22 protein-coding genes are annotated in these 24,570 nt (G+C 72.8%); 9 read left to right on the forward strand and 13 right to left on the reverse strand.

The window, feature by feature from the left end; genetic code table 11:
* Together CCN44_RS15155 and CCN44_RS15160 are read right to left on the reverse strand one after the other, a co-directional pair.
* A partial coding sequence (locus CCN44_RS15155) for a YhgE/Pip family protein (protein WP_086697930.1) occupies nucleotides 1-2,005 on the reverse strand: 2,005 nt, incomplete at its 3' end.
* On the reverse strand, nucleotides 1,977-2,786 hold the full coding sequence (locus CCN44_RS15160) for an ATP-binding cassette domain-containing protein (protein ID WP_059248842.1): 810 nt from the start codon (nucleotides 2,784-2,786) through the stop codon (nucleotides 1,977-1,979). The genes CCN44_RS15155 and CCN44_RS15160, both read right to left, overlap by 29 nt.
* A gap of 161 nt (nucleotides 2,787-2,947) precedes the next feature.
* On the opposite strand from CCN44_RS15160, the gene CCN44_RS15165 reads away from it, so the two are divergent.
* The 3 genes from CCN44_RS15165 (at nucleotide 2,948) to CCN44_RS15175 (ending at nucleotide 5,084) form a co-directional block, all read left to right on the forward strand.
* Nucleotides 2,948-3,514 carry an SAV_6107 family HEPN domain-containing protein gene (locus tag CCN44_RS15165; RefSeq protein ID WP_086697931.1) on the forward strand — a complete coding sequence of 189 codons (567 nt, stop codon included), beginning with the start codon at nucleotides 2,948-2,950 and terminating at the stop codon, nucleotides 3,512-3,514.
* A gap of 119 nt (nucleotides 3,515-3,633) precedes the next feature.
* Nucleotides 3,634-4,404, forward strand: a complete 771-nt coding sequence (locus CCN44_RS15170; protein WP_086697932.1) for a methyltransferase — start codon at nucleotides 3,634-3,636, stop codon at nucleotides 4,402-4,404.
* Between the two features lie 296 nt (nucleotides 4,405-4,700).
* On the forward strand, nucleotides 4,701-5,084 hold the full coding sequence (locus CCN44_RS15175) for a DUF3040 domain-containing protein (protein WP_059248839.1): 384 nt from the start codon (nucleotides 4,701-4,703) through the stop codon (nucleotides 5,082-5,084).
* Nucleotides 5,085-5,180: 96 nt separating this feature from the next.
* Here CCN44_RS15175 and CCN44_RS15180 read toward each other — a convergent pair whose 3' ends face one another.
* The 4 genes from CCN44_RS15180 to CCN44_RS15195 form a co-directional block, all read right to left on the reverse strand.
* Nucleotides 5,181-7,565 (reverse strand): transglutaminase TgpA family protein, encoded by a 2,385-nt coding sequence (locus CCN44_RS15180; protein ID WP_059248838.1) that lies wholly within the window; start codon nucleotides 7,563-7,565, stop codon nucleotides 5,181-5,183.
* A complete protein-coding gene (locus tag CCN44_RS15185) occupies nucleotides 7,562-8,923 on the reverse strand; it encodes a DUF58 domain-containing protein (RefSeq protein ID WP_059248837.1) in 1,362 nt (453 codons plus the stop codon). Before CCN44_RS15185 ends, CCN44_RS15180 begins: the two co-directional genes overlap by 4 nt.
* Nucleotides 8,923-9,963 (reverse strand): AAA family ATPase, encoded by a 1,041-nt coding sequence (locus tag CCN44_RS15190; RefSeq protein WP_059248836.1) that lies wholly within the window; start codon nucleotides 9,961-9,963, stop codon nucleotides 8,923-8,925. The genes CCN44_RS15185 and CCN44_RS15190 overlap by 1 nt, the downstream gene beginning before the upstream one ends.
* Before the next feature lie 264 nt (nucleotides 9,964-10,227).
* Nucleotides 10,228-10,776 carry a beta-class carbonic anhydrase gene (locus CCN44_RS15195; protein ID WP_059248835.1) on the reverse strand — a complete coding sequence of 183 codons (549 nt, stop codon included), beginning with the start codon at nucleotides 10,774-10,776 and terminating at the stop codon, nucleotides 10,228-10,230.
* Between the two features lie 363 nt (nucleotides 10,777-11,139).
* On the opposite strand from CCN44_RS15195, the gene rsmH reads away from it, so the two are divergent.
* From rsmH to CCN44_RS15215, 4 genes are all read left to right on the forward strand, one after another.
* Nucleotides 11,140-12,096 (forward strand): 16S rRNA (cytosine(1402)-N(4))-methyltransferase RsmH, encoded by a 957-nt coding sequence (gene rsmH / locus CCN44_RS15200; RefSeq protein WP_079080927.1) that lies wholly within the window; start codon nucleotides 11,140-11,142, stop codon nucleotides 12,094-12,096.
* A 67-nt stretch (nucleotides 12,097-12,163) separates the two neighbouring features.
* Complete coding sequence (gene ftsL / locus CCN44_RS15205) at nucleotides 12,164-14,668, forward strand: cell division protein FtsL (protein ID WP_244203921.1); 2,505 nt, start codon at nucleotides 12,164-12,166, stop codon at nucleotides 14,666-14,668.
* A gap of 51 nt (nucleotides 14,669-14,719) precedes the next feature.
* The gene (locus tag CCN44_RS15210; RefSeq protein ID WP_086697933.1) at nucleotides 14,720-15,577 is read left to right on the forward strand and encodes a glycoside hydrolase family 6 protein; all 858 of its coding nucleotides are present in this window, start codon (nucleotides 14,720-14,722) and stop codon (nucleotides 15,575-15,577) included.
* Nucleotides 15,578-15,639: 62 nt separating this feature from the next.
* Entirely contained in the window at nucleotides 15,640-16,734 is a 1,095-nt protein-coding gene (locus tag CCN44_RS15215) for a lytic polysaccharide monooxygenase (protein ID WP_086697934.1), read from the forward strand.
* Between the two features lie 52 nt (nucleotides 16,735-16,786).
* On the opposite strand, the gene CCN44_RS15220 is transcribed toward CCN44_RS15215, so the two are convergent.
* Together CCN44_RS15220 and CCN44_RS15225 are read right to left on the reverse strand one after the other, a co-directional pair.
* The gene (locus tag CCN44_RS15220) at nucleotides 16,787-17,224 is read right to left on the reverse strand and encodes a PPOX class F420-dependent oxidoreductase (protein WP_059256114.1); all 438 of its coding nucleotides are present in this window, start codon (nucleotides 17,222-17,224) and stop codon (nucleotides 16,787-16,789) included.
* 29 nt (nucleotides 17,225-17,253) lie between these two features.
* Nucleotides 17,254-18,498, reverse strand: a complete 1,245-nt coding sequence (locus CCN44_RS15225; RefSeq protein WP_086697935.1) for a helix-turn-helix domain-containing protein — start codon at nucleotides 18,496-18,498, stop codon at nucleotides 17,254-17,256.
* A 225-nt stretch (nucleotides 18,499-18,723) separates the two neighbouring features.
* Between CCN44_RS15225 and CCN44_RS15230 the strand changes: the two genes are divergently transcribed.
* Nucleotides 18,724-19,752, forward strand: coding sequence for an esterase/lipase family protein (locus CCN44_RS15230; RefSeq protein ID WP_086697936.1), 1,029 nt, complete (start codon nucleotides 18,724-18,726; stop codon nucleotides 19,750-19,752).
* Nucleotides 19,753-19,852: 100 nt separating this feature from the next.
* On the opposite strand, the gene CCN44_RS15235 is transcribed toward CCN44_RS15230, so the two are convergent.
* The 5 genes from CCN44_RS15235 to CCN44_RS15255 form a co-directional block, all read right to left on the reverse strand.
* On the reverse strand, nucleotides 19,853-20,281 hold the full coding sequence (locus tag CCN44_RS15235) for a VOC family protein (RefSeq protein ID WP_059256108.1): 429 nt from the start codon (nucleotides 20,279-20,281) through the stop codon (nucleotides 19,853-19,855).
* 104 nt (nucleotides 20,282-20,385) lie between these two features.
* On the reverse strand, nucleotides 20,386-20,775 hold the full coding sequence (locus tag CCN44_RS15240; protein ID WP_143649767.1) for a hypothetical protein: 390 nt from the start codon (nucleotides 20,773-20,775) through the stop codon (nucleotides 20,386-20,388).
* A gap of 14 nt (nucleotides 20,776-20,789) precedes the next feature.
* Entirely contained in the window at nucleotides 20,790-21,893 is a 1,104-nt protein-coding gene (locus CCN44_RS15245; protein WP_086697937.1) for an AraC-like ligand-binding domain-containing protein, read from the reverse strand.
* A gap of 120 nt (nucleotides 21,894-22,013) precedes the next feature.
* Entirely contained in the window at nucleotides 22,014-22,397 is a 384-nt protein-coding gene (locus CCN44_RS46200) for a hypothetical protein (RefSeq protein ID WP_223284126.1), read from the reverse strand.
* Nucleotides 22,398-22,603: 206 nt separating this feature from the next.
* Nucleotides 22,604-23,122 (reverse strand): GNAT family N-acetyltransferase, encoded by a 519-nt coding sequence (locus CCN44_RS15255; RefSeq protein WP_059256098.1) that lies wholly within the window; start codon nucleotides 23,120-23,122, stop codon nucleotides 22,604-22,606.
* 287 nt (nucleotides 23,123-23,409) lie between these two features.
* Between CCN44_RS15255 and CCN44_RS15260 the strand changes: the two genes are divergently transcribed.
* A partial coding sequence (locus CCN44_RS15260) for a rhamnogalacturonan lyase family protein (RefSeq protein WP_208639778.1) occupies nucleotides 23,410-24,570 on the forward strand: 1,161 nt, incomplete at its 3' end.

Consider the following 24,570-nt stretch of genomic DNA (forward strand, 5'->3'; position numbering starts at 1 on the left):
CGCCCGCGGTGAAGGCGGCCAGCACCCCGCACGCCTGCCACACCGGGCCGAGCCCGCCGCCCGTGATCAGCCGGCGCAGCGCCTCCACGATGTGGCTCATCGGCAGGTACGGGTGGATCGCGTTGAAGAAGCCGGGGCTGGTCTGCACGGGGTAGGTGCCGCCGGCCGAGGTCAGCTGGAGCATCAGCAGCGCGAGCACCAGGATCCGGCCGGCCGCCCCGAAGCGGGCGTTCAGCCACTGCACGATCGCCGCGAAACAGGCCGTGACCAGGCACAGGAAGCCGATCGTGCCGGCCGCGCGCAGCATCTGCAGACCGACCGCCCAGTGCAGTACGGCCATCAGCGCGCCCACCTGGAGCACGCCCACGGCGACCACCGGCAGCCAGCCGGCGAGCGCGATCCGCCAGGCGGAGGCGCCGGCCGCGAGGGCCCGCCGGTTCAGCGGCGGTATCAGCATGTAGGCCACCATCGCGCCGACCCACAGGGACAGCGGGATGAAGTAGGGGGCGAACCCGGTGCCGTAGTTCGGCGCCTTGTGCAGGTCGTGGGAGGCCAGCTGGACCGGGTCGGCCATCACGCCGGTGCGCCGGTCGCGGTCCTGCTTGTCGTAGTCCGGAATCTTCTTCGCGCCGGAGTGCAGCCCGCCGGCCAGCTTCCCCGAGCCGTCCGAGAGCTTGTACAGGCCGCCGTTCAGGGTCTCGGCGCCCGACTTGGCGGTGCCGATCCCCTTGTCCAGCCTGGCCGCGCCGGTGCGGGCGGTACCGAGTCCGGTGTGCAGCTTCTCGGCACCGGCGGCGACCTGGTGCGCCCCGGTGTTCAGCTTGTTGATCTTCTTGACGGCGTCCTCGACGTCCTCGGAGAGGTGCGGGGCGCGCTCGGCGAGGGCGTCGGCCTGCTTCTGGAGCGTGCCGAGGTTCGCCCGCATCGTCTTCAGGTCGCCGTTCTGGTCGGCGATGAGCGTGTTGAGGTCGTCGGCGATGGTGGCGACCGAGGCGGCGGCCTTCTTGGCCCGCTTCAGGTCCGGGCAGGCCGGGTCGGGGAGGGCCGGGGTCTCGCAGCGCGCCCTGTAGACCTCGTCCAGGACGGCGGAGGAGGCGTGGGCGGTCTTGGCGGCGCCCGGCGCGAGCTTCACCAGTACCTCGAGGTTGTCCTTGACCGCCTTGGCCGAGTGGGAGACCAGCCGGGCCGTGTCCCCGATGGTCTTCTCGTTGGTCCTCAGGAACGGGCCGGCCTTGGCGTGGACGTCGTTGACCTTGTCGGCGAGCGCCTGGGTGCCGTCGGCGACTTGCCGCGAGCCCTTCTTCAGGTCGGCGGAGCCGGTGTCGAGCTTCTTCAGGCCCTTGGCCAGCTTGCCGCTGCCGCCCTTGGCGTCCTTCAGCCCGTCCGCGAGGTCCTTGGAGCCCTTCTCCGCCTTCCCGAGGCCGCTGTTCAGCTTGTCGGCACCCCGGGCCGCCGTGACGGTCTTGTCGTGGATGTCCGAGAAGGACACGAAGATCTTGTCCAGGAAGGTCCGGGAGGCCTTCGTGGACGCGGCCGAGCGCACCTCGTTGAAGACGGTGCGGGAGATCTGGCCGACGATGTAGTTGTTCGCGTCGTTGGTGCGCACCCGCAGGGCGCCGGTCTCGGGCGAGTCGCCCGAGCTGGACGCGATACGGCTGCTGAAGTCGGCCGGCATGGTCAGCGACAGGTAGTAGGTGCCGTCCTCGACGCCCGCGCGGGCCTCCTCGTCGCTCACCTCGTGCCACTCGAAGGTCCGGCTGTCGCGCAGTCCGTCGACGATGTCGTCCCCGGCGGTGATCCTCTTCCCGCCCGCCGTGGCGCCCTTGTCGTCGTTCACGAGCGCCACCGGGATGCGGTCCAGACGGCCGTACGGGTCCCAGAAGGACCACAGGTACAGGGCGCCGTACAGCAGGGGCAGCACGAGCAGCGCGACCAGGGCGGCGCGCGGCAGCCTGCCGCGCCCGAAGCGCCTCAGCTCAAGCGCGGCCAGCCTCGGTGAGCGCATCGCCGGCTTCCTCCTTCTTCGGCTCGGGCTTTCCGGGTGCGGGCTTCCCGGGCTCGGGCTCGGGATTCTCCGGCTCGGTCGGCACGGTGACGCAGTCCTCGGGAGCGGTGCGGCACACGGCCACGACCGTGGTCCCCGCGCGCGTGAGGGACCGCAGCAGGTCCCACGCCTCGGCGCGTTCGGCGTCCGAGAGCTTCATGTCGATGTCGTCCACCCCGAGCAGCCGGGGCCGGCCGAGCAGGGCCAGCGCGAGGGACAGCCGCAGTTCCTGCGGCCGTTCCAGGTCGCGCACGGCCGTCCGGGAGCCCTTCGGGAGCGTCTCCAGGTCGAGTCCGGCGGCGGACAGGGCCGCGTCGACCCGCAGCCGCGCCTCGTGCACGCGCTGCGCGCGGGGCCGCAGCAGCTCGCGCAGGGAGTCGCCGAACCGGCGCTGCAACAGGGCCCGTTCACGCAGGTGCTCGCCGACGGTGAGGGCCGGCTCCAGGTCGGTCACGCCGGTCACGTTGGCCACCGCGCTGACCCGGCGCAGGGCCGCCATCTGCCGGGGGAGTTTGAACCCGCCGACGGTGGCCACTCCTTCGGTGGGCTTCATCCGTCCCGTGAGCGCGAGCAGCAGACACGTGCGGCCGGAGCCGGACGGTCCCTCGATCGCGATCAGCGAGCCGGGCTCCGCGTCCACGGTGACACCGCGGAAGGCCCACCCCCGGGGCCCCTTGAGCCCCAGGCCCTCGGTCCTGACGTCCGCACCGACCGTGGCGCCCGCTCCGCCCGTGCCGTCCACCGGCCCCCCTGCTCGACATATTTGAACTGACTGGTCAGTGCAAAAATACGCCCGAACCCACGAGCGAGGCAAAGGCCCAGGTCAGAACGGATTGTCAGTGGCATACCTCACGATGGGCACATACGGCATTCATGCCGTCACCAGACGACAGGAGGTTCGTCATGGCCCACTCGTCCGCAGCCGCCGCCCGCCGGCGCCGCGCCACCGGCCCTGCCCCCTCACTGACCGGCCCGGCGAGCGACGTGCACCCCGTGCTCCGCCGGGCCACGGCCCCGCCCGCCGCCCTCGACCTGCTCGCCCAGGCCCGGGCCGGACTGGAGGAGGCCACTGTCCTGGACACACCGAACGAGCGCTACGCGACGGCCCACCTGGCCGCCCTGCGCACCGCCGCCGCCGTCCTCGCCGCCCGGGGCCGGCCCGAGACCAACCCGCGCCGCCGGGCCCGGATCCGCAGCGCCTGGGAGGTGCTGCCCGAGATCGCCCCTGAACTGACCGAGTGGAGCGCGCTGTTCGCCTCCGGCGCCGCCCGCCGCGCCCGTGCCGAGGCCGGCATCCAGGGCGCGGCCGGGCAGCGGGACGCCGACGACCTGATACGCGACGTGGCGATGTTCCTGCGCATCGTGGAGCGGATGCTCGTCCTCCAGCCGGTCCTGCCCCAGCCCCGCCAGGACACGGCCGACGGGGCCGGCGGCCCGGGGACAGGAGGTGGCCTCCCGGGCGCGGGCTGACCGCGGACCGTCCGCCGGGCGAGACGCCCGAGGCCGCGCACCGCCGCGGTGACCAGGCACGGCGCGGAGGCAATAGGGTGGAGTACGCCTGAAGACCGCCTGCCGAGGAGTCATCTACCGTGTCGGACCCGACGCGCCCCCGCGCCTCACTCCGTACCGCCGTGGTCTGGGAAGTCCTGCAGGACGCCCTCGACCGCCGGGTCAAGGCCACGGGCCGGGACTCGCTGGACGTTCTCGACACCGGCGGCGGCAGCGGCAACTTCGCCGTGCCCGTCGCCCGCCTCGGCCACCGGGTCACCGTGGTCGACCCCAGCCCCAACGCGCTGTTCGCGCTGGAGCGCCGCGCCGCCGAGGCCGGCGTCGCCGACCGGGTCAGGGGCGTCCAGGGCGACGCGCACGGCCTGTTCGACGTGGTCGAGCGGGGCAGCTACGACGCCGTGCTGTGCCACGGCGTGCTGGAGTACGTGGACGACCCGGCCGAGGGCATCCGCAACGCGGTCGCCGCGCTGCGTGCCGAAGGCGTCCTCAGCCTGCTCGCCGCCGGCCTCGGCGGAGCCGTGCTCGCCCGCGCCCTCGCCGGCCACTTCACCGAGGCCCGGCAGGCGCTCCAGGACCCCGACGGCCGCTGGGGCCCCGGCGACCCGATGCCCCGCCGCTTCACCGCCGAGCAGCTCACCGCGCTCGTCGAGGGCGCCGGCCTGCGGGTCGGCGCGGTGCACGGCGTGCGGGTCTTCGCCGACCTCGTGCCCGGCGTCCTGGTGGACACCGAGCCCGGTGCGTCCGAGGCCCTGCTGAAGCTGGAGGCCGCGGCGGCCGAACTGCCCGCTTTCCACTCCGTCGCCACCCAGCTGCACGTGCTCGGTGAGACAGCTGGTGCCGCCGGGGCCTGAGCGCGCACCGGGGCCCGGGCGTACCACCGGGACGAGCCGCTGATCAGCGCCTCGGCCGCAGATGGAGTACGCCACAAGACCCCCGATCGAGGGGTTTGCGCCGTATGATCGAGGTACACCGCTCGGCATGACGGGTCGGCCGCCGGGGAATGGAAGCCTCAGCGAGCCGGGACGGCCATGACGGATTCCGGTTGGCCAATTGGCGTAGAGGGGCGGGTTTCACGGGGGCGATTCCCTGCCTATCCTGAAGGGACCCCCCGGGTCGCCCCCGGCGACTGCACGATGAGGAGGACTCCGTGCCGCTCTCTGAGCACGAGCAGCGAATGCTTGAGCAGATGGAGCGAGCGCTGTACGCCGAAGACCCGAAGTTCGCGTCGGCGCTTGAGGGAAACGGGCTGCGGACGTACACCCGGCGGCGGGTCTACCAGGCGGTCGCGGGCTTCCTCGCGGGTATCGCGCTCCTCATGGCCGGAATGGTCGCGCAGCTGATCTGGGTCAGCGTGGTGGGTTTCCTCGTCATGCTGGGCTGTGCGGTGCTCGCCGTGACCGGCTGGCGCAAGGCCCCGAAACCGGGCGAGCAGCCACCGGCCGGAGCGCGCCGTCAGGCGCGTCCGAAGCGCTCCGTGATGGACCGGATCGAGCAGCGCTGGCAGCGCCGCCGGGACGAACAGGGCCACTGACCGCACCGCGCCTCCCGCGCGGCCCGGCGGACCAGGCCCACGGCAGACATACGTGAGGGGCGGCCACCATCCGGTGGCCGCCCCTCACGCGTGCGCTCAGCCCCGCTGCCCGGACGGCCGGCGCAGCGCCGGCCGGGCCGCCGCGGCCCGGGTCCGCAGCGCCGACCAGCGGGCCGACACCGCCCACAGCACCCGGACCGACGAGCGGGGCAGGAACAGCGCCCGCAGCCGTGTCCCGGCGCCCACCCGGGCCCGCAGCCCCTCGACCGCCCGGCGCACGTCCTGCGCCGCTCCCGCCGCCGGACGCGGCCGGGGCGCGTACAGCACCTGCTCCACCGCGTCCGCCAGCCGGTGCACGGCGCCGCCGGCGGCCGGATCGAGCTGCCCCAGCCGCACGATCCGGTCGGCGGCCCGCCGCGGGGTCAGCGACTCGTCCGGCGCGATCCCGTGGTCCCAGGCGCTGTCCGTCAGCTCCTCCCAGGCCGCCAGGGTGTGCGCCGCCGCGCCCTGCGGGGTCCGGGCGTGCCCGCCCAGCCGCCGCGCGCGCACCCGCCGCCGCCACAGCAGCGGCGACAGCGGAACCGCCAGGACCACCAGCGCGCCCAGCCCGATCAGCAGCCAGCCCCACCAGTCCGTGCCCCCGCCGTCGCGGTGCGGGACCGCCGCCGCGGACGGGCTGCCGCAGCCCTGCAGCCGGCGCAGCTCACCGGCGCAGCTCTCGCTCGGCGAGGCCGACGCCGAGGGCGCCGAGGACGCGCCCCTGGACGGCAGCGCCTCCTCCGGCAGCGAGCTGCCGGGCGTGTCCGACTGGGTGTACGGCGGCGTGGTGCCGCGGGTCGGGGTCGGCTCGAAGCGGGTCCAGCCCACGCCCTCGAAGTACAGCTCGGGCCAGGCGTGCGCGTCCTTCTGGTTCACCGCGATCGTGCCGTCGGCCTGCGGGGTGCCGGGCGCGAAGCCCACCGCGACCCGGGCCGGGATGCCGAGGGTGCGGGCCATCGCGGCCATCGCGAAGGAGAAGTGGACGCAGAAGCCCTCCTTCTTCTCCAGGAAGTTCGCTATGGCGCCGGCGCCGCGGCCCACCTTCACCGAGGTGTCGTACTGGAAGCCCCCGGTGACGGCGAACCAGTCCTGGAGCTTGACCGCTTCCTCGTAGTGGTTGCGCGCGCCCGCGGTGATCTCCTCGGCGGTGCGGGCCACCACCTTCGGCAGCGAGGACGGCACCTTGGTGTACTCGCTCTGCAACGCGGCCGGCGGCTGCGGCGCGGCGGCCAGCTGCCGTGCGGTCGGCGCCACGTCCAGGCTGGTCACCTGGTAGGTCTGGCCGCGGGTGGTCTGGCCGCGGTCGCCGACGACGGTCATCCCGACGGGCTCGTACCGCCACCGGCCGTCGACCTGCACCCGGCTCGGCGGGTAGGGCATCGGCAGCCAGTTCTGCGCGTACCAGTCCGCCGCCCGGACGGTCGTGCGCACCTCGCCGCGCTTGATGTCCTGGCCCAGGCCGGCGGGCGCGGGCAGCTTGCCCGGCACGGGGACGATGTGCCGCTGCGCCGGCGTCCAGGTGGTGCCGTCGAACTCGTCCAGGGAGACGATCCGCAGGTACAGGCCGGAGATGTCGTTCGTGTCGGTCCGCAGGGTCAGCACCTGGCGGTCGTCGTTCGTGTTCAGGTTGTCGCGCAGCGACACCAGCGGGTTGACCGCCGAGATCGTGCCTCCGCCGCCGCTTCCCGACCCCACGCCGGTGCCGGCGGGGTCCAGCAGGCCGCCGTGCATCGCGGGCAGCGCGAGCGGCACCATCAGGGCCACGCCGAGCGCGACCGCGCCGATCCGCCGGCCGGTGCGCACCGGCGCCACCGCGCCCGTCTCCGGGGCGCCCGGCGCGCGGGGCGCCCCGCCGAAGACCCGCCCCCACTGGGCGAGCCGGTCCCGGCCCTCCGCGAGCAGCAGCATCAGATAGCCGGCCGCCGCCAGCAGGAACCACAGCCAGTCGGCGCCGCCGTCGGACAGCCCCGCGGCCACCGAGTACAGCGCGAGCAGCGGCAGCCCGGCCGGGGCCGCGCTGCGGAAGGTCACCGCCAGCGTGTCCACCAGCAGCCCGATGACCAGCACGCCGCCGATCAGCATCAGCTTGATGCCGTCGGTGACCGGCGCCGGTATCGCGTACCGGCTGACGTCGTCCGCGCCCTGCTGGAGCAGCTCGGCCAGGTACCGGAAGGTGTCCGGACCGGGGACCAGCCCGACGACCGCGTGCTGCCGGGCGAAGACCAGGGTCAGCAGCAGCACGGTGACCAGGGCCTGCGCCGCCACGGTCAGCGTCCGGCCCAGCGGCACCCGCCGGGCCGCCGCGCCCACCCCGGTCTGCACGGCCACCAGCGGCACCAGCTGCAGCAGCCAGGTCGGCTCGGCGACCAAGGGCAGCAGCGCGCAGGAGGCCATCAGCGTGGCCGCCGCCGCGCACAGCGCCAGTCGTGCCCGTCCGCTCATCCCCGTGCCTCCCCGGTCACGGCGGCCAGGCCGGAGCGCTCCCGGTCCGCCTGCCGCCACAGTTCGTCCAGCGAGGCGCCGCGCGGCACGCTCAGTGCCGTCCAGCCCGCCTCGCGCAGCATCCGCAGCCGCTCCGCGTGCCGGTCGCCCGGGCGGGGCACGTCGGTCGCCTCCCGCGTCCAGGTGTCCGGGTCCAGCACGAAGGCGACGGCGCCGCCGCTGCGCCGGCTCATCTTGGCGACCGTCGTCGCCTGCTCCTCGTCCAGGTCGCCGAGGAAGGCGATCAGCAGCCCCTCGTTGCCGCCGCGCAGCACGTCGTACGCCCGGGACAGCCCGGTGCCGTCGGAGTGGTCGATCACCGCGAGGGTGTCCATCATCAGCCCGGCCGCGTCCGCCGTCTCCTGGCCGGCGCCCGCGAACCCGTCGCCGCCCTCGCCGGGCACCGCGCTGCCGGTGTCGGCCAGCAGCCGGACCGAGAAGCCGCGCTCCAGCATGTGCACCAGCACCGAGGCGGCGCCGGAGACGGCCCACTCGAAGGCCGCGTCCGGGCCCGCGCCCTCGTAGGCGCCGCCGCGGGTGTCCAGGAGCACCGTGCAGCGGGAGCGCCGGGGCTGCTCCTCGCGGCGCACCATCAGCTCGCCGTAGCGGGCGGTGGACCGCCAGTGCACCCGGCGCAGGTCGTCGCCGTAGCGGTACCCGCGCGGGATCACGTCGTCCTCGCCCGCGAGGGCCAGCGAGCGCTGCCGCCCGTCGCCGTACCCCTGCGCCTCGCCGCCGAAGCGGACCGGGGCCAGCGGCTCGACGCGCGGTATCACCGTCAGGGTGTCGTACGTCGCGAAGGAGCGGGTCAGCTCGCACATGCCGAAGGGGTCCGTCAGCCGCAGTTGCAGCGGGCCCAGCGGATAGCGGCCCCGCAGGTCCGAGCGGACCCGGTAGGACACCTCGCGGCGGCCCCCCGGCTCCACCCGGTCCAGCACGAACCGGGGCCGCGGCCCGAGGACGTAGGGCACCCGGTCCTGGAGCATCAGCAGACCGGTGGGCAGCCGGGAGACGTTGTCCATGCGCAGGTGCACCCGGGCCTCGCCGCCCGCCGGTACGCGCGCGGGCGCGAGACGGCGGCTCGCGGCCACCCGGTAGCGGGTGCGGTACAGCACGGTCGCGCAGATCAGGGGCAGCACGGCGAGCAGCAGCCCGACCCGCAGCAGCTCGTTCAGACCCAGCACGAACGAGCAGACCGCGGCGGCGATCCCGGCCGCGAGGAAGGAGCGGCCCCGGGTGGTGAGACCCGCCAGGGCCGTACGGACCCCGCTGGTCTCGCCGCGGTCCTCCTCGGCCGGCGCGGTCCCCCCGGAACTCATCACAGACTCCGCGGCGGCTGCTGGGGGTAGGCCGGGACGTTCCGGCCCAGGCCGCCGAAGCCGTTCGGCCGGCCCGGGGTCGCGGGCACCGGTGTGTGCTGAAGGATCTCCAGCACCACCTGCTCGGCGGTGCGGCGGTTGAGCTGGGCCTGGGCGGTGGGCAGCAGGCGGTGGGCGAGGACGGCGACGGCGAGGGCCTGGACGTCGTCCGGCAGCGCGTACTCCCGGCCGGCCAGGGCCGCGGACGCCTTGGCCGCGCGCAGCAGGTGCAGCGTCGCGCGCGGGGAGGCGCCGAGCCGGAGGTCGGGGTGGGTGCGGGTGGCGGCGACCAGCTCCACCGCGTACCGCCGGACCGGCTCGGAGACGTGCACCCCGCGGACCGCCTCGACCAGCTTCACGATCTCGTGCGCGTGCGCCACCGGCTGGAGGTCCTCCAGCGGGCTGACGCCGCCGTGGATGTCGAGCATCTGCAGCTCGGCCTCCACGCTCGGGTAGCCGACGGAGACCCGGGCCATGAAGCGGTCGCGCTGGGCCTCGGGCAGCGGGTAGGTGCCCTCCATCTCGACCGGGTTCTGAGTGGCCACGACCATGAAGGGGCTGGGCAGTTCGTACGTCTGCCCGTCGATGGTGACCTGCCGCTCCTCCATGGACTCCAGCAGCGCGGACTGGGTCTTGGGCGAGGCGCGGTTGATCTCGTCGCCGATCACGATCTGCGCGAAGATGGCGCCCGGCTTGAACTCGAAGTCCCGGCGCTGCTGGTCCCAGATGGACACGCCGGTGATGTCCGAGGGCAGCAGGTCCGGGGTGAACTGGATGCGCCGCACGGAGCAGTCGATGGACCGCGCGAGCGCCTTGGCGAGCATCGTCTTGCCCACTCCGGGGACGTCCTCGATCAGCAGGTGGCCCTCGGCGAGCAGCACGGTCAGCGCGAGCCGTACGACCTCGGGCTTGCCCTCGATCACGCCTTCCACCGAACCGCGTACCCGCTCCACCGTGGCGGTCAGATCAGTGAGGCTCGCTCGATCGTCATAGGTCGTCACCCGGCCCTCCTCGGCCCGTTCTTTCCGGGCCGACGCTCTCCGCGCGAAACCGGCCCACCCCGAAACACGGACACCACGCGGACATGGTTCCGCGTGACATCACACCCCGCATTCTTGCTGCCGTTACCGATTCGTGTCACTCGCCTGTGGACAACTGCCCGCGCGATGTCGGCCTTACGGCTTTTCGACCATGTTTTCGACACGGGACGGCGGGACGCGGGGCGGCCGGCCGGTACGTCCCGGGCGGGCCCGGTGCCTGCCCGGTCAGGCAGGGTCGACCTCGCGCAGCAGACCGGTGCGCACGTCGAACACGAAGCCCCGGACGTCGTCGGTGTGCAGCAGGAAGGGCGAGGTGCGCACCCGCTGCATGGACTGGCGCACGTCCTGGTCCACGTCCCGGAAGGACTCCACCGCCCAGGCGGGCCGCTGGCCGACCTCCATCTCCAGCTCGGTGCGGAAGTCCTCGGTGAGGGACTCCAGACCGCAGCCGGTGTGGTGGATCAGCACGATGCTGCGGGTGCCCAGCTTGCGCTGGCTGATGGTCAGGGACCGGATGACGTCGTCGGTGACCACGCCGCCCGCGTTGCGGATGGTGTGGCAGTCGCCGAGCTCCAGCCCGAGGGCCTGGTGCAGGTCGAGGCGTGCGTCCATGCAGGCGACGACCGCGACGCGGAGCACGGGACGGGCGTCCATGCCGGGGTCCGTGAAGGCCTCGGCGTACCGCCGGTTGGCGTCCACGAGGCGGTCGGTCACGGTGCCGCCGGCCCGTATGGCGCCCTCGGGACCCGCGGGCACTGCTGCGGAAGTCGTCATGCCGACGACGTTACTGGTCACCCTGCGTCCCGGCCTGTTGTGAGAGAGGGGTGAGAGGGGACAAAGAGCGTCATCGCGGCGTGTTGTGAGCTAACCCACAGGGGGGCAAAGCCGGGCCGAACGGGTGGATCGGCGCGAATCGCGGTTCCCCCTGTGTCGCGGCGCACGACGCGCAGGCCGGTTGATTGACCATGGGACAGCGTGGACTAAAGTGACGCGAAAGCGGGAGACGAGTCTCTTCCCGCTGACGAAACCCCCGGAGACCCCGGCGCGTGCCCGGACCCGTCTCCCCGCGCGCGCGGCGCGTACGTACGGCTCGGGGGACCGACGGTGCGTACGGCCCGCCGGAACTGAGAGGCCCCCTTGAGCCAGAGTCGACACGTCCCGGTGATGCTCCAGCGGTGCCTGGACCTGCTGGCGCCCGCCCTGGAGCGCCCCGGAGCGGTGGTCGTCGACTGCACCCTCGGCCTCGGCGGGCACAGCGAGGCTCTGCTCGGCCGGTTCCCCGACGCGCGGCTGATCGGCCTCGACCGGGACAAGGAGGCGCTGCGCCTGTCCGGCGAGCGGCTGGCCCCGTACGGGGACCGCGCCACCCTCGTGCACGCCGTGTACGACGAGCTGCCCGAGGTCCTGCACCGGCTCGGCATCGCGCGCGTGCAGGGCGTGCTGTTCGACCTCGGGGTCTCCTCCATGCAGCTGGACGAGGCCGACCGCGGCTTCGCCTACGCGCAGGACGCGCCGCTGGACATGCGCATGGACCAGACGACCGGCATCAGCGCCGCCGAGGTCCTCAACACCTACCCGGCCGGCGAACTGGTGCGCATCCTGCGCGCGTACGGCGAGGAGAAGCAGGCCAAGCGGATCGTCGCCGCGATCGTCCGGGAGCGGGAGAAGGAGCCGTTCAGCAACAGCGCGCGGCTCGTGGAACTCATCCGGGACGCGCTGCCGCAGGCCGCCAAGCGCACCGGCGGCAATCCGGCCAAGCGCACCTTCCAGGCGCTGCGCATCGAGGTCAACGGCGAACTGTCCGTCCTGGAGCGGGCGATCCCGGCCGCCGTGAAGGCGCTGGACGTCGGCGGGCGGATCGCCGTGCTGTCGTACCACTCGCTCGAGGACCGGCTCGTCAAGCAGGTGTTCGCGGCCGGGGCCGCCTCCACCGCGCCGCCCGGGCTGCCCGTCGTGCCCGAGCGCTACCAGCCGCGGCTCAAGCTGCTCACCCGTGGTGCCGAACTTCCCACCGAGGAAGAGATCGCGGAGAACCGCCGGGCCGCGCCGGCCAGGCTGCGGGGCGCGGAGCGCATCAGGGAGGACGTCGAGTGAGCGAGACGGGTCGGAGGGTTTCCCGCGCGCACCGCGGCAGCGGCTGCTCCCACGCACCGGGGGAGCAGTGAGCAGGAAACCCGAGCTGAAGGGGAGGGCCGCCCGGCTCGCCCGGCTCCTGCCGGCGGGCCGCGCCCAGGCGGCCCGTACCCCGTTCGTCCTGCTCGTCGTCGTGCTTCTCGGCGGCGGCCTCATCGGGCTGCTGGTGCTGAACTCCGCGCTCAGCGAAGGCTCGTTCAAACTCGCCGACCTGCAGAAGCAGACGAAGAACCTCACCGACCAGGAGCAGGCCCTCCAGCGGGACATCGACGCCTACTCGGCCCCCGACGCCCTCCAGCGCCGCGCCCGGGAACTCGGCATGGTCCCCGGCGGCGACCCGGCCTTCCTCGGTCCCGACGGCACCGTCAAGGGCGTCCCCGGCGCCGCCCCGTCGCCCGCGCCCGAGCCCGCGGCCCTCACCGCGCCGGCCGCCGCCGCACCGGAACCCGTCACCGCCCCGGCCGCGGTCCTCCCCTACCAGGACGCGTCCTTACCCGTGCCCGACCGCGTCACCGACCTGCTGTCGCGGATGACGCTGGACGACAAGCTCGGCCAGATGACGCAGATCGAGAAGGACGCCCTCGTCCCGCAGAGCGACCTCGCCGCCTACCGCATCGGATCCGTCCTGTCCGGCGGCGACTCGACCGTCAGCCCCAACAACGCCCAGACCTGGGCCGACACCTACGACTCCCTGCAACGCACCGCCCTGGCCACTCCGCTCGGCATCCCGGTGATCTACGGCATCGACGCGGTGCACGGCCACAACGCGGTGCGCGGGGCCACCCTCTTCCCGCACAACATCGGCCTCGGCGCCACCCGCGATCCCGCGCTCGTCCAGCGGATCGGGCGGGCGGTGGCCGAGGAGGTGTCGGGCACCGGCATCGACTGGGACTTCGCGCCGTGCCTGTGCGTGGCCCGCGACGACCGGTGGGGCCGCACCTACGAGTCGTACGGCGAGACGCCCGAACTGCCCTCCGCCCTCACGACGTTCGTCACGGGGCTGCAGGGCGACACCCTGGGCGCGGGTCCGGCGCCCGTGCTCGCCACCGCCAAGCACTACCTCGGCGACGGCGGCACCGCCGGCGGTGTCGACCAGGGCGACACCAGGCTGTCCGAGGCCGACCTGCGCGCCGTCCACCTGCCGCCGTTCAAGGAGGCGGTGCGCCGCGGCGTCGGCTCGGTGATGCTGTCGTACAGCAGCTGGAACGGCGTGCGGTCCCATGCCAACACGTACCTGGTGACCGACGTGCTGAAGGGCGAACTCGGCTTCACCGGGTTCGTGGTGTCCGACTGGGCCGCGGTCGACCAGCTCGACGGGCAGAGCGGCTTCACCGGCGCGGAGATCGCCACGGCGGTGAACGCGGGCGTCGACATGGTGATGGTCCCGCACGACTACAAGAAGTTCCTCACCCTGCTGCGCGGCGAGGTCACCGCGGGCCGGATCGCGCCGTCCCGGATCGACGACGCCAACCGGCGGATCCTCACCCAGAAGTTCCGGCTCGGCTTGTTCGAAAGGCCGTTGACCGACCGCTCGTACACCGCCACGGTCGGCTCGGCCGCGCACCGGGAGCTGGCCCGGCAGGCGGTGCGCGCCTCGCAGGTCCTGCTGAAGAACGACGGCGGCGTGCTGCCCCTGCCGAAGTCGGCCAGGCTGTTCGTCGCCGGCAAGTCCGCCGACGACATCGGCAACCAGAGCGGCGGCTGGACCGTCGGCTGGCAGGGCCGCAGCGGTCCCGTCACCGACGGCACGACCATCCTCCAGGGCATCCGGGCCGCCGTCACCGACCCGTCCCGGGTCACCTACGACCGGTACGGCAACGGGATCGGCTCCGGCTACCACGCCGCTGTCGCCGTGGTCGGCGAGACCCCGTACGCCGAGGGCCGGGGCGACCGGCCGGGCGGCCTCGGGTTGGACCAGGAGGACCTCCAGACGCTCGCCCGGCTGAAGGCGAGCGGGGTGCCGGTGGTCGTGGTCCTCGTCTCCGGCCGTCCCCTGGACGTCTCCGCGCAGCTGCCCGACTGGAAGGCGCTGCTGGCCGCCTGGCTGCCCGGCACGGAAGGGGCCGGGGTGGCCGACGTCCTGTTCGGGGACCACGCCCCCACCGGAAAGCTGCCGGTGAGCTGGCCGCGGACGTCCGCCCAGGAGCCCGTCAACGACGGTGACGGCAAGGACCCGCTCTTCCGGTACGGCTACGGGCTGACGTACTCCGGCGCCGACCCCACGCCCACGCCGACGCCGGCGGCGTGCACCGCGCGGCTGCGCACCGTGGCGTCCTGGCCGGGCGGTCACCAGGCGGAGGTCACCGTCGAGAACACCGGCTCCGCCGCGCTGACGGGCTGGTCGGTGACCTGGGACCTCGGCGGCACCCGCGTGACGAACCTGTGGAACGGGTCGCTGACCACGGCCGGCGGCCGGGCCACGGTCCGCAACACCGCCGCCAACGGCTTGCTGCCGCCCGGCGGGACCACGTCGTTCGGTTTCACCGCGGAGGGGAGCGCCGCGACTCCGGCCCCCGACTGCGCCGGCAGCTGAGCGCCCCCGGCAGCACCACCTCGTACCCACCCGCGCACACGAGGAGGACTCATGACACACGCCGCCCGCCGGGAACCGGCCCGATGGCCGAGACCCGGGCGCCGGCGGTGCCGGGCCGCCTCGACGGGCGCGGCGCTCGCCACCCTGGCCCTGGGGCTGGCCGGCCAGCTCACCGCGCAGCCCGCAGCCGCCGCTCCGGCGCACGTCGACAACCCCTTCGCCGGCGCCTCGTTCTACGTCAACCCCGACTGCACCGACCTCGTCGGCACCTCGGTGGCCCGGACGCCGGACGCCACGCTCAGGGCGAAGATGCGGACGGTGGGCGGCCATCCCACCGCGGTGTGGCTGGACCGGATCGCCGCCCTCGGCGGCTGCGACGCCAACGCGGGGCGCAAGAGCCTCGCCGACCACCTCGACCCGGCACTGGCCCAGAAGAAGCGCGGACAGCCGATCACCGCGACCTTCGTGGTCTACGACCTGCCCGGACGAGACTGTGCGGCGCTGGCCTCCGACGGCGAACTCCCGCTCACCCAGGCCGGTCTCGACCGCTACAAGAGCGAGTACATCGACGCCGTCGCGCACGTCTTCCAGAACGACGACGCCTCAGCCACCGACAACGCGTGGTGCGACGACGCGGCCGTCGGCTGTGCCGGTGCGCGGTTGAAGGTCGTGCCCCTGAGCACGCCGGTGGCGGGCGCCGACGCCTGCCTGGAGGCCGGCTCCGCGAGCGGCGCCCTCGCCGCCGGCCGGAGCACCGGTGCGCTGCGGCTGCGGCCGGCCAAGGCCGACCGGTCGGACTTCGACGAGACCGACGACCACAGCCACGGCACCGCCACGCCGTACACCGACGCCCGGGCGATCCCCGCGTACCTCGGTACGACGCCTGCCTGGGGCGCGCCGCCCGCCTGATCCCATGCGAAGAGTTCCGAAAAGATCCGAAAGAAACCGGAAGGAACCGAAAGGAGCAGAACGTGGTTCGACGCAACAGACTGGTGTCGGCGGCAGCGGCCTTGTCGACGCTGCTGGCGGCACTCGCCCTCACCCTGCTGGGCCAGACCAGCGCACAGGCGCACGGGGTGGCGATGACGCCCGGCTCCCGCACCTACCTGTGCTATCTGGACGCGCGCACGACGACCGGCGGGCTGGACCCGACCAACCCGGCGTGCCGGGACGCGCTCGCCAAGAGCGGTGCCTCGGCGCTGTACAACTGGTTCGCCGTGCTCGACTCCAACGCGGGCGGCCGGGGCGCCGGTTATGTCCCGGACGGCACGCTGTGCAGCGCGGGCGACCGGTCCCCGTACGACTTCCGCGGCTACAACGCGGCGCGTTCGGACTGGCCGCGGACCCATCTGACCAGCGGGGCGACGATCAAGGCGCAGTACAGCAACTGGGCGGCGCACCCGGGGGACTTCCGGGTCTACGTCACCAAGCAGGGCTGGTCACCGACGTCGGCGCTGCGCTGGGCCGACCTCGAACTGATCCAGACGGTCACCAATCCGCCGCAGCAGGGGTCGCCGGGCACCGACGGCGGCCACTACTACTGGGACATGAAGCTCCCCTCCGGCCGGTCCGGTGACGCCCTGCTGTTCATCCAGTGGGTCCGTTCGGACAGCCAGGAGAACTTCTTCTCCTGCTCCGACATCGTCTTCGACGGCGGCCACGGCGAGGTCACGGGCATCCGCGGCTCCACCGGCACACCGACGCCCACGCCCACGCCCACGCCGGCACCCTCGGATCCGCACACCGGTTCCTGCATGGCCACCTACTCCGTGGTGAACTCCTGGGACGGCGGCTTCCAGGGCTCCGTGGAGGTCATGAACCACGGCACGGAGCCGCTCGACGGCTGGGCCGTGGCCTGGCGGCCCGGAGCGGGCACGAAGATCGGCAGCGTGTGGAACGGCACGCCGTCCACGGCCGCCGACGGCACGGTGACGGTCCGCAACGTGGACCACAACCGGGTCGTGCCCGCCGACGGCAGCGTCACCTTCGGCTTCACCGCCACCTCGACCGGCAACAACGTCCCCGCCGGTTCGATCGGCTGCGTCACGGCACCCGGCTCCGCCTGACGCCCGCCGGCCTCACCGCCTCACCGGCCCGCTCCCGGTGAGGCGGTGAGCCTCACACCGCGCCGGGTGTGCCGGGCGGCATGGGTTCGACACCGACCACGTGCCGTACCTTCGCCGGCTCCACGTACACGACGACCCGTCGTTCACCCGGGATCCCCCACTCGAACCGCTCGGTGCCGACGTAGGCCGCGGCCAGCCGGTCCATGTTCCGGTCGGCTTCCGGTCCCTCGACGAACCGGACCGCCCGGCCGCGGATCTGGACCCGGTCGTACGGGTCGGCGCGGTCCGCGTGGGACAGGCACACGCGCGGATCACGGCGGAGATTGCGCTCCTTGACGCGGCCAACCGCGGTGTTGAAGAAGAGCAGGTCGCCGTCGAGCCCGACCCACATCGGGCTGACGTGCGGCGCCCCGTCGGCGTCCACCGTGGCGACGTACCAGATCTCCGGCGCTTCGATCCGTTCGCGGATCTCCTGGGGGAGGACAGTCATGGGGCGCTCCTGCCCGCCCGTGACACCGGTCAAGCCTGGGGTGCCCGCGTGGTCAGGGCCCGCGTGCGCAGCGCCAGCAGGGCCTCGAAGCGGAACGCGGGGTCGCTCAGCCGGTCCCCGAACAGCTCCTCCAGCCGGCGCAGCCGCTTGCGTGCCGTCTGCGGGTGGATGTCCAGCGCCCGTGCCACCTCGGGAGCCGTACGGCTCCACGACATCAGCAGCGCGTCGAGCGTCTCCGCGAGCCGTGCGGCCCGCCCCGGCGGGAGTTCCCGCAGGACGCCGAGCACCCGGTCGCCGAGCAGCCGCCCGATGTGGATGCCGTGGCGCAGGTGCGCCTCGGCCAGTCCGTCGCCCGCCCTGACGAAGGCGCCGCCGGCCGTCCCCTCCTGGTGCGGGGTGCCGGTGCGCCCGGTCAGCATCAGGCGGGCGCAGTGCAGCGACACCCACGCGTCCCCCGGCGGCACCGAAGGCCCCAGCGCCGCCGTCCGCCCGCGTACGGCCGTGCGCAGCCGTTCCACCGTGCCGTCGCGCTCCGGGTCCGGGACGATCAGCACCAGATCGGCACCGTGGGTCACGGTGAGGATGTCCGCGCCGCGCTCCTGCCCCAGCCCGGTCGGCCGCCCGCCGCCGGCGCCCTGCCGTACGAGCAGGCACGCGACCGTGTCCGGCAGGGGCCAGCGCGCCTGCTCGGCGAGGCCGCGCACCAGGTCCCGGTGCGCGGCGCGCTGCTGGTCCAGCAGGCATGCGGCCAGGGTCCGCCGACTGCGCTGGAGTCCGCCCTCCGCCATGGCCCGGGCGGCGGCGTAGCCCTTCACCGACTCGTTCGACAGGACGTCGATGTGGGTCAGCACCGCCTCGTGCAGCGGCATCACCACCTCCAGCGGCAATGAGGCGGACCGCGCGGTCTCGGCGTACAGCCGGGCGCCGACGCGCGCGCCCACCCGGAAGGCGGCCTGGAGCGCGTCGGTGGTGCGCCCGTTGCGGAACTCCAGCCGGCCCAGGGTGCGGAAGTGCCGCACGTGGTGCTCCTGCCGGCTGTGCGGTTCGGCGGTCAGCTCCACGAACTGCCCGATCGCCCGGCGTACGGAAGCGGCCAGGTCCCGTCCGAACGCGGAGTCGAGCGGCCGGCGGTAGTCGGGCACCTCGTCCCGGATGACGTCGATCATCTCCGCGGCGATGGAGTCCGTCCGGGGCCGCAGCACCCCGGCGAGCGCCGGCGGAAGGTCGTGCCAGGGGCGGCGGGTGAACACCTCGTCCGGCATCTGCATGGGCATCGCCTCCTTTCCACGCCCGCCAGCGTGCCCGGCGGTGTCCCGGTGTTGCGTCGCCGTCACGCAGAAGTGTCATGCGAATGACATCTTTTCCCCGGTCAGGGCCGCATCGCTGGTGCCGGGCACGGCCCGGACTCCAGCGTGAACCCGATGCTACGCGCCGGTAACTCCCGTGGGCACCGCCGTACCGCGGGCCGGCCCGGCGCCCTGGGGACAAGGAGATCCAGCATGAACGGCAACGGGAACACGCCCCTCCGCCCGCGTGACCGCCGGCGCGCACGGCGCCGTCGCGGGCTGACCGCGGGGGCCACGGGCCTCGCGGTGACCCTCGGCCTGGGCCTGGCCTCCCTGGCCCGCGGTCACGCCGAGGCCGCACCGGACCCGGCCCCCGCCCGCACGGCCGCCGCGGCCGCCCCGAGCGCCGTCGCGGCCTCGGCCGTCACCGAGCCCCAGGGCCCCGAACAGAGCGATTTCTCCTCCGCGTTCCGCTATTCCCTCACCCACCCCACGGCGGTGCCCGCGGGCGCGAACGACTGGTCCTGCCGTCCCGACGCGGCCCATCCGAATCCGGTGGTCCTGGTGCACGGCACCTTCGAGAACCGCTACGCCAACTGGGCCGCACTGGCCCCCCGGCTGAAGCGGGCCGGGTACTGCGTCTACGCGCTCAACTACGGCGCCCCGGACGCCGCTGTGCTGAAGGCGACGGGCGACATCGTCACCTCCGCCGGGCAGCTCGCCTCCTTCGTGGACCGGGTGCGTGCCGCGAGCGGCGCGGCCCGGGTGGATCTGGTGGGCCACTCCCAGGGCGGGACGATGCCGCGCTGGTACGTCGACAGACTCGGGGGTGCGGCCAAGGTGGACAAGCTCGTCGCGCTGACCCCGCCCAACCACGGCACCACGTTCTCCGGGATGGGCCTCATGGCACGCGCGATACCGGGCGCCGACGCGCTCCTCGGCGTCTCCTGCGCCTCCTGCGAACAGCAGGTGGTGGGCTCCGACTTCCTGAAGGACCTCAACTCGGACGACCGCGTGTCCCCGGACGTCGACTACACCGTCATCACCACCGTCCACGACCAGGTGGTCACGCCGTTCACCTCGTCCTACCTCGGCCCGGCGGCCAACATCAGCAACCGGACCATGCAGACGTACTGCCTCACCAACACCAGCGACCACATCGACATCAGCTACGACCCCGTCGCCGCGCGCCTGGTGCTCAACGCCCTGAAACCGGCGGAGAGCACCCGCCCCGGCTGCTGAGGCGGGGCCATCGGTACCGGGGGGCCGGCGTCCGGCCGGCGGACACATCGGCACGGCGTCCTTCCGGCGGCGCGGCTGCCGGGGCGCCGGCCCCCTCGTCTCAGTCGATGCAGAACTCGTTGCCCTCGATGTCGAGCATCGGAATGCACGCGTCATTGCCGTCGTACAGCGTCTGCACGTGCACCGCGCCGAGCGGGATCAGCCGCGCACATTCGGCCTCGAGTGCGGCGAGGCGTTCTTCCCCCACGAGTCCGGTGCCGACTCGCACATCGAGGTGCACCCGGTTCTTGGCGGCCTTCCCCTCGGGGACGCGCTGGAAGTACAGTCGCGGGCCCACACCCGAGGGATCGATGCAGGCGAACCATGAATCCCGCTCCTCAGGCGGCTGCGAACGCTTGAAATCGTCCCAGGTGGCGAACCCCGCCGGCGGCGGCGGTACGACGTACCCCAACACCTCGCACCAGAAACGGGCGAGGCGCTCGGGTTCCGCGCAGTCGAAGGTGACTTGGAACTTCCTGATCACTGACATCGGTGCACCGTAGCAGCGGGGCTGGGGACCCTGCCGCTGGCCGTCCCGGACGATCCGCCGGCCCCGGCCCGACCGTCACGCGAGGGACCGCCTCGGTGACGGCTTCACGCGCGGCCCTTCCCCCAGCTGCCGCAGCCCCAGAAGTTCGACTTGTCCGAGGCGTGACCCACGCAGGCGCGCACGGACACGGTGTACCCCTCCGGAACGTTGTCGGGCCGGATGAGGTCGTAGTCGAAGCCCCGGCTGTTCCAGAGCTGCCATTGCCTGTGGAGGCGCCCATCCCTCTTGTACACCTTGATGTCCAGAACCGCCGAGCGACCGTCACGGGCGGTGTCCTCGATCCAGAACCTGTCACCGTCGTGGAAGAACGCGCCCTGACCGGCCGGAATCCCGTTCACCTCGGACTTGGTGAAGACGAAGGGCGAGTCCGTTCCGGCGTGTGCCCCCGTCGCGGTTACCAGAACGACTCCTGCCGCGACGGCCGCGACGGTCATGAACCTGAGCCTCTTCATCGATGGTTCCCCCTTCTGATCTTCACCGCAGGTGTCAGCGCGGTTCCCACCGTAGGGGGCAGCGGCTCGGATTTCGTCAGCACGGAATCCACAGCTGCCTTGGCGATGCGTCTACTCGGTCGTGCACAAGGCTGGTGACGGTAGTCGCTGGGCGGGACGCCGTACACGGTGCGGAAGGCGCGGGTGAAGTCGGAGGCGCGGGGAAAACACCAGCGGGCGCCGATGGCGTGGATGGAGGCAGTGCGCATGGCGGGGTCGGCGAGGTCGCGGCGCGCGCGTTCCAGGCGTTGGAGGCGGATCCAGGCCGCGACCGTCTCCTCTTCGTCCTGGAAGAGACGGTGCAGGTAGCTGAGGGAGATGTGGTGCGCTGCGGCGATGGTGCGCGGGGTCAGATGCGGGTCGCACAGGTGTTGCTGGACGAAGGCACGGATGCGAAGGACGAGGGCCTGCCGGCGGGTCTCCGACGGGAGGGCGTCCTGTGCCTCCAGGGCGTGGGCGAGCAGTGCGGAGAGCAAGTCGAGAACGACCACTCCCAGGCGGGGTCCGTCATCGGGCCGGTAGGAGCCGAAGTCCCGCGCCACCTGGGTGAGGACATGGGCGAGCAGCCCCCCGACGCCGTCACGCCCCGGCAGCGGTCGCATGAGCAGCCGGTCGATGGCGTTCTCCGGCAGCGGCAGCAGTTCCCGGGGGACGAAGAGCCCTGTGCCGAGGACCGTGTCCTGGCCGTGGCCGGTGATCGCCCGCATGAGGTGAGGTCGCGAGGTGTCGTGGAGAACCAGGTCGTGTGGTGCGTACTCCGCCTCGTGGCCGGGCCTGGTGAGTCTCATGGTGCCGCGCAGCGGGAGCGAGAGGTGGTAGAGCCCGGGATCGGAGCGCCGGATCAGTCTCCGGGACCGTCGCAGGGTCATCGGCGGGTGCTCCACCGTCCACAGCTGAACGGCTCCCAGGGCCAGGATGCGCTGTGACGCCGCGAAGTTCGCCGTGCAGTCACTGTCGATCTCGGTCGGCACATATGTCTCGCAGACCTGCTCACGCCAGAAGTCGAACCGGTCCGACGTCCGCACGTCCTGTGTGCTGATGAAAGCCTTCTCGATCAGCATGTCCCCACCTTGCCGTCTGACGGGTTGTCGCCTCTCCGAGGAGAGCACGGCAGGAGTACAGCAGCCACACATATACATCCGATAAGTGCCTTCACCCCGGTACGGGGTGGCAACTCACCTTCAGGAACAAGTCGGGTGCCGCCATGACGACCTGCCCGCACCGGCCACGCCGGATGCACCGCACGTACGCAGCGCCGATGAGGGGTGCGGCGCGGTCGGGGAAAGGTCGCCGTGTCCCTTCCCCGGACCGGAGTCATGAGACTGGTGAGGGCTCAGGCGGTCCCGGGGCCTCATCTTGAATCCGGTGGTGGTGACGTCGGCGATGCGCAGGCCGGGGGTTTCCGGGCCGTTGAACGTCTGGACGGACGGGATGACGATGACCGCCGCGTTGGCGGGGAAGGGTGAGGGGAAGGTGACCTGGGTGAAGGTCGACGTGTCCCCGCCCGTCACTACTGCGGCGTTGGTGGAGCTCAGTTGCAGCTTGCCGGTCTGGGGCATGCTCATGATTTCCGCCTCTCGCTCGGTGGCCGACGGTCAGGCCCGGCTGGGGCCCACACGGCCTGATCGCTTCGCTGCGAAGCGATCCCTGGAGTGAGTTGCCCGCGGTTTGCGGTGTTCAGAGCGGAAGTCGCTGGTGCGCGGCACATATGCCTGCGGACGTTGACAAGCAGGGGCGCAAGAACAACAGCGAGATTCTTGGAGCGTTGACGTCATTGTCCGATGTTCCGGTGCCAGCGGACCTCGCCTTCGTGCCATGCGTCGGTGGGAGTGAGCCCGGCGGCGGTGGCGACGGCGGCGGATGCCCGGTGCCCGGGGTGGATGTGGGCGACGACGGTGTGCACCGACCGCCGGCCGAGCCAGGCGACGAGTCCCCGGGCCGCTTCGGTGGCGATGCCCCTTCCCTGCCACGGGGTCCCCACCACCCAGGCGATCTCGGCGAGGGGGCCGTGGCCGGAGGGGCCGACCGTCGCCTGGACCGTGCCCGTCAGGCAGGACTCGTCACGGAGCCGGATCACCCAGTTCAGCCAGGACACGGCCGGGTCGGGCGAGCCTGCGGTCATGCGGCGATAGCGCGAGCGCAGGGCCTGCGGGGTGTCCGGAGTGCCGCCGATGAAGCTGTGCAGGGCCGGATCGGACAGCACGGTGGCCATCTCCTCGGCGTGCTCGACGCGCAGCGGCAGCAGGTCCAGCCGTGCGGTGCCGATGGCCTGGGCCTCGAAGGTGCTCACGCCGCTACCACCTCCTGGACGCGCTCGCCTCGCGCGATGCCCCTACCGATCCGTCCGTCCGTCCATCCATCCATCCATCCATCGGGACGATACGCCCCCTTCCGTCTCGGCCATGGCCAGGAGTCCGGCTCCGCAGGCGGTCGGTCTGCCGCGTCCGGTTCGCCACCGGGCTCGGATGTCAACAGGGTCGAACATCGGTTCCGACAGAATCCTTGACGAGGTGTCAGCGGCGTTCCTACCCTCGCAGCGCATGGGAGCGTTCCCACACCCCCGCACCGGAGGTCATCATGACCGACTCGCACCGGCGTCCCCGTACGGCACCTCCCTCGGGGCATGGCGCCCCACGGCCCGGTGGACGGGCGGCCGGTGCTCTCGCCGCGGCCGTCGCGCTGGCGTTCTCCGTGCTGAGCGCGCTGCCGCAGCCGGCGTACGCCGCGACCGCCCGGCAGGTGGAGCGACTCGACCGGGGGCTGATCAGCGTCCACACCAGCAGCGGGAACCTGGTGTCGTGGCGGTGGCTGGCCGGCGATCCGAACGACGTGGCGTTCAACGTCTACCGGGGCAGCGGCAAACTCAACTCCGCGCCGATCACCGGCTCGACCAACTACGTCGACGCCGGCGCCCCGGACTCCGCGGACTACACGGTGCGCGCGGTGGTGGGCGGTGTCGAGCAGACCCCGTCCGAGCACGCGATCCAGTTCCGGGCCGGATACAAGGACGTACCCCTCACCCCGCCGGCCGGCGGCACCACGCCGGACGGGGTGTCGTACACCTACGAGGCGAACGACGCCTCCGTCGGTGATCTCGACGGCGACGGACGACTGGACCTGGTGCTGAAGTGGCAGCCGACCAACGCCAAGGACAACTCCCAGTCCGGTTACACCGGTGACACCTACCTCGACGGCATCAGGCTGGACGGCACCCGGCTGTGGCGCGTCGGCCTGGGACGCAACATCCGTTCCGGCGCGCATTACACGCAGTTCCAGGTCTACGACTACGACGGCGACGGCACGGCAGAGGTGGCCGTGAAGACCGCCGACGGCGCGGTCGACGGCACCGGCAAGGTCATCGGCGACGCGAGCGCCGACCACCGCAACTCCTCCGGCTATGTGCTGTCCGGGCCGGAGTATCTGACCGTCTTCAACGGGCAGAGCGGCGCGGCGCTGCAGAGCGTCGCCTACGATCCGCCGCGCGGCACCGTCTCCTCGTGGGGCGACTCCTACGGCAACCGCGTGGACCGCTTCCTGGCCGCCACCGCCTATCTCGACGGCCGGCGGCCGTCCGTGATCATGGCGCGGGGCTACTACACCCGGACGGTGATCACCGCGTGGGACTGGCGGGACGGCAGGCTCACCGAACGGTGGCGCTTCGACACGAACGACTCCGGCAACAGTGCCTACGCGGGCCAGGGCAACCACCAGATGTCGGTCGCCGACGTGGACGGTGAC

The sequence above is a fragment of the Streptomyces tricolor genome (assembly GCF_002155905.1).
Taxonomy (GTDB): domain Bacteria; phylum Actinomycetota; class Actinomycetes; order Streptomycetales; family Streptomycetaceae; genus Streptomyces; species Streptomyces tricolor.

What these genes read in the sequence shown, in the direction of transcription:
- CCN44_RS15165 (WP_086697931.1), top strand. Translation starts at nt 2,948, where the DNA reads ATGGCCCACTCGTCCGCAGCCGCCGCCCGCCGGCGCCGCGCCACCGGC.
- CCN44_RS15180 (WP_059248838.1), bottom strand. Translation starts at nt 7,565, where the DNA reads ATGAGCGGACGGGCACGACTGGCGCTGTGCGCGGCGGCGGCCACGCTG.
- CCN44_RS15185 (WP_059248837.1), bottom strand. Translation starts at nt 8,923, where the DNA reads ATGAGTTCCGGGGGGACCGCGCCGGCCGAGGAGGACCGCGGCGAGACC.
- CCN44_RS15195 (WP_059248835.1), bottom strand. Translation starts at nt 10,776, where the DNA reads ATGACGACTTCCGCAGCAGTGCCCGCGGGTCCCGAGGGCGCCATACGG.
- CCN44_RS15210 (WP_086697933.1), top strand. Translation starts at nt 14,720, where the DNA reads ATGACACACGCCGCCCGCCGGGAACCGGCCCGATGGCCGAGACCCGGG.
- CCN44_RS15220 (WP_059256114.1), bottom strand. Translation starts at nt 17,224, where the DNA reads ATGACTGTCCTCCCCCAGGAGATCCGCGAACGGATCGAAGCGCCGGAG.
- CCN44_RS15225 (WP_086697935.1), bottom strand. Translation starts at nt 18,498, where the DNA reads ATGCCCATGCAGATGCCGGACGAGGTGTTCACCCGCCGCCCCTGGCAC.
- CCN44_RS15230 (WP_086697936.1), top strand. Translation starts at nt 18,724, where the DNA reads ATGAACGGCAACGGGAACACGCCCCTCCGCCCGCGTGACCGCCGGCGC.
- CCN44_RS15235 (WP_059256108.1), bottom strand. Translation starts at nt 20,281, where the DNA reads ATGTCAGTGATCAGGAAGTTCCAAGTCACCTTCGACTGCGCGGAACCC.
- CCN44_RS15240 (WP_143649767.1), bottom strand. Translation starts at nt 20,775, where the DNA reads ATGACCGTCGCGGCCGTCGCGGCAGGAGTCGTTCTGGTAACCGCGACG.
- CCN44_RS15245 (WP_086697937.1), bottom strand. Translation starts at nt 21,893, where the DNA reads ATGCTGATCGAGAAGGCTTTCATCAGCACACAGGACGTGCGGACGTCG.
- CCN44_RS46200 (WP_223284126.1), bottom strand. Translation starts at nt 22,397, where the DNA reads ATGAGCATGCCCCAGACCGGCAAGCTGCAACTGAGCTCCACCAACGCC.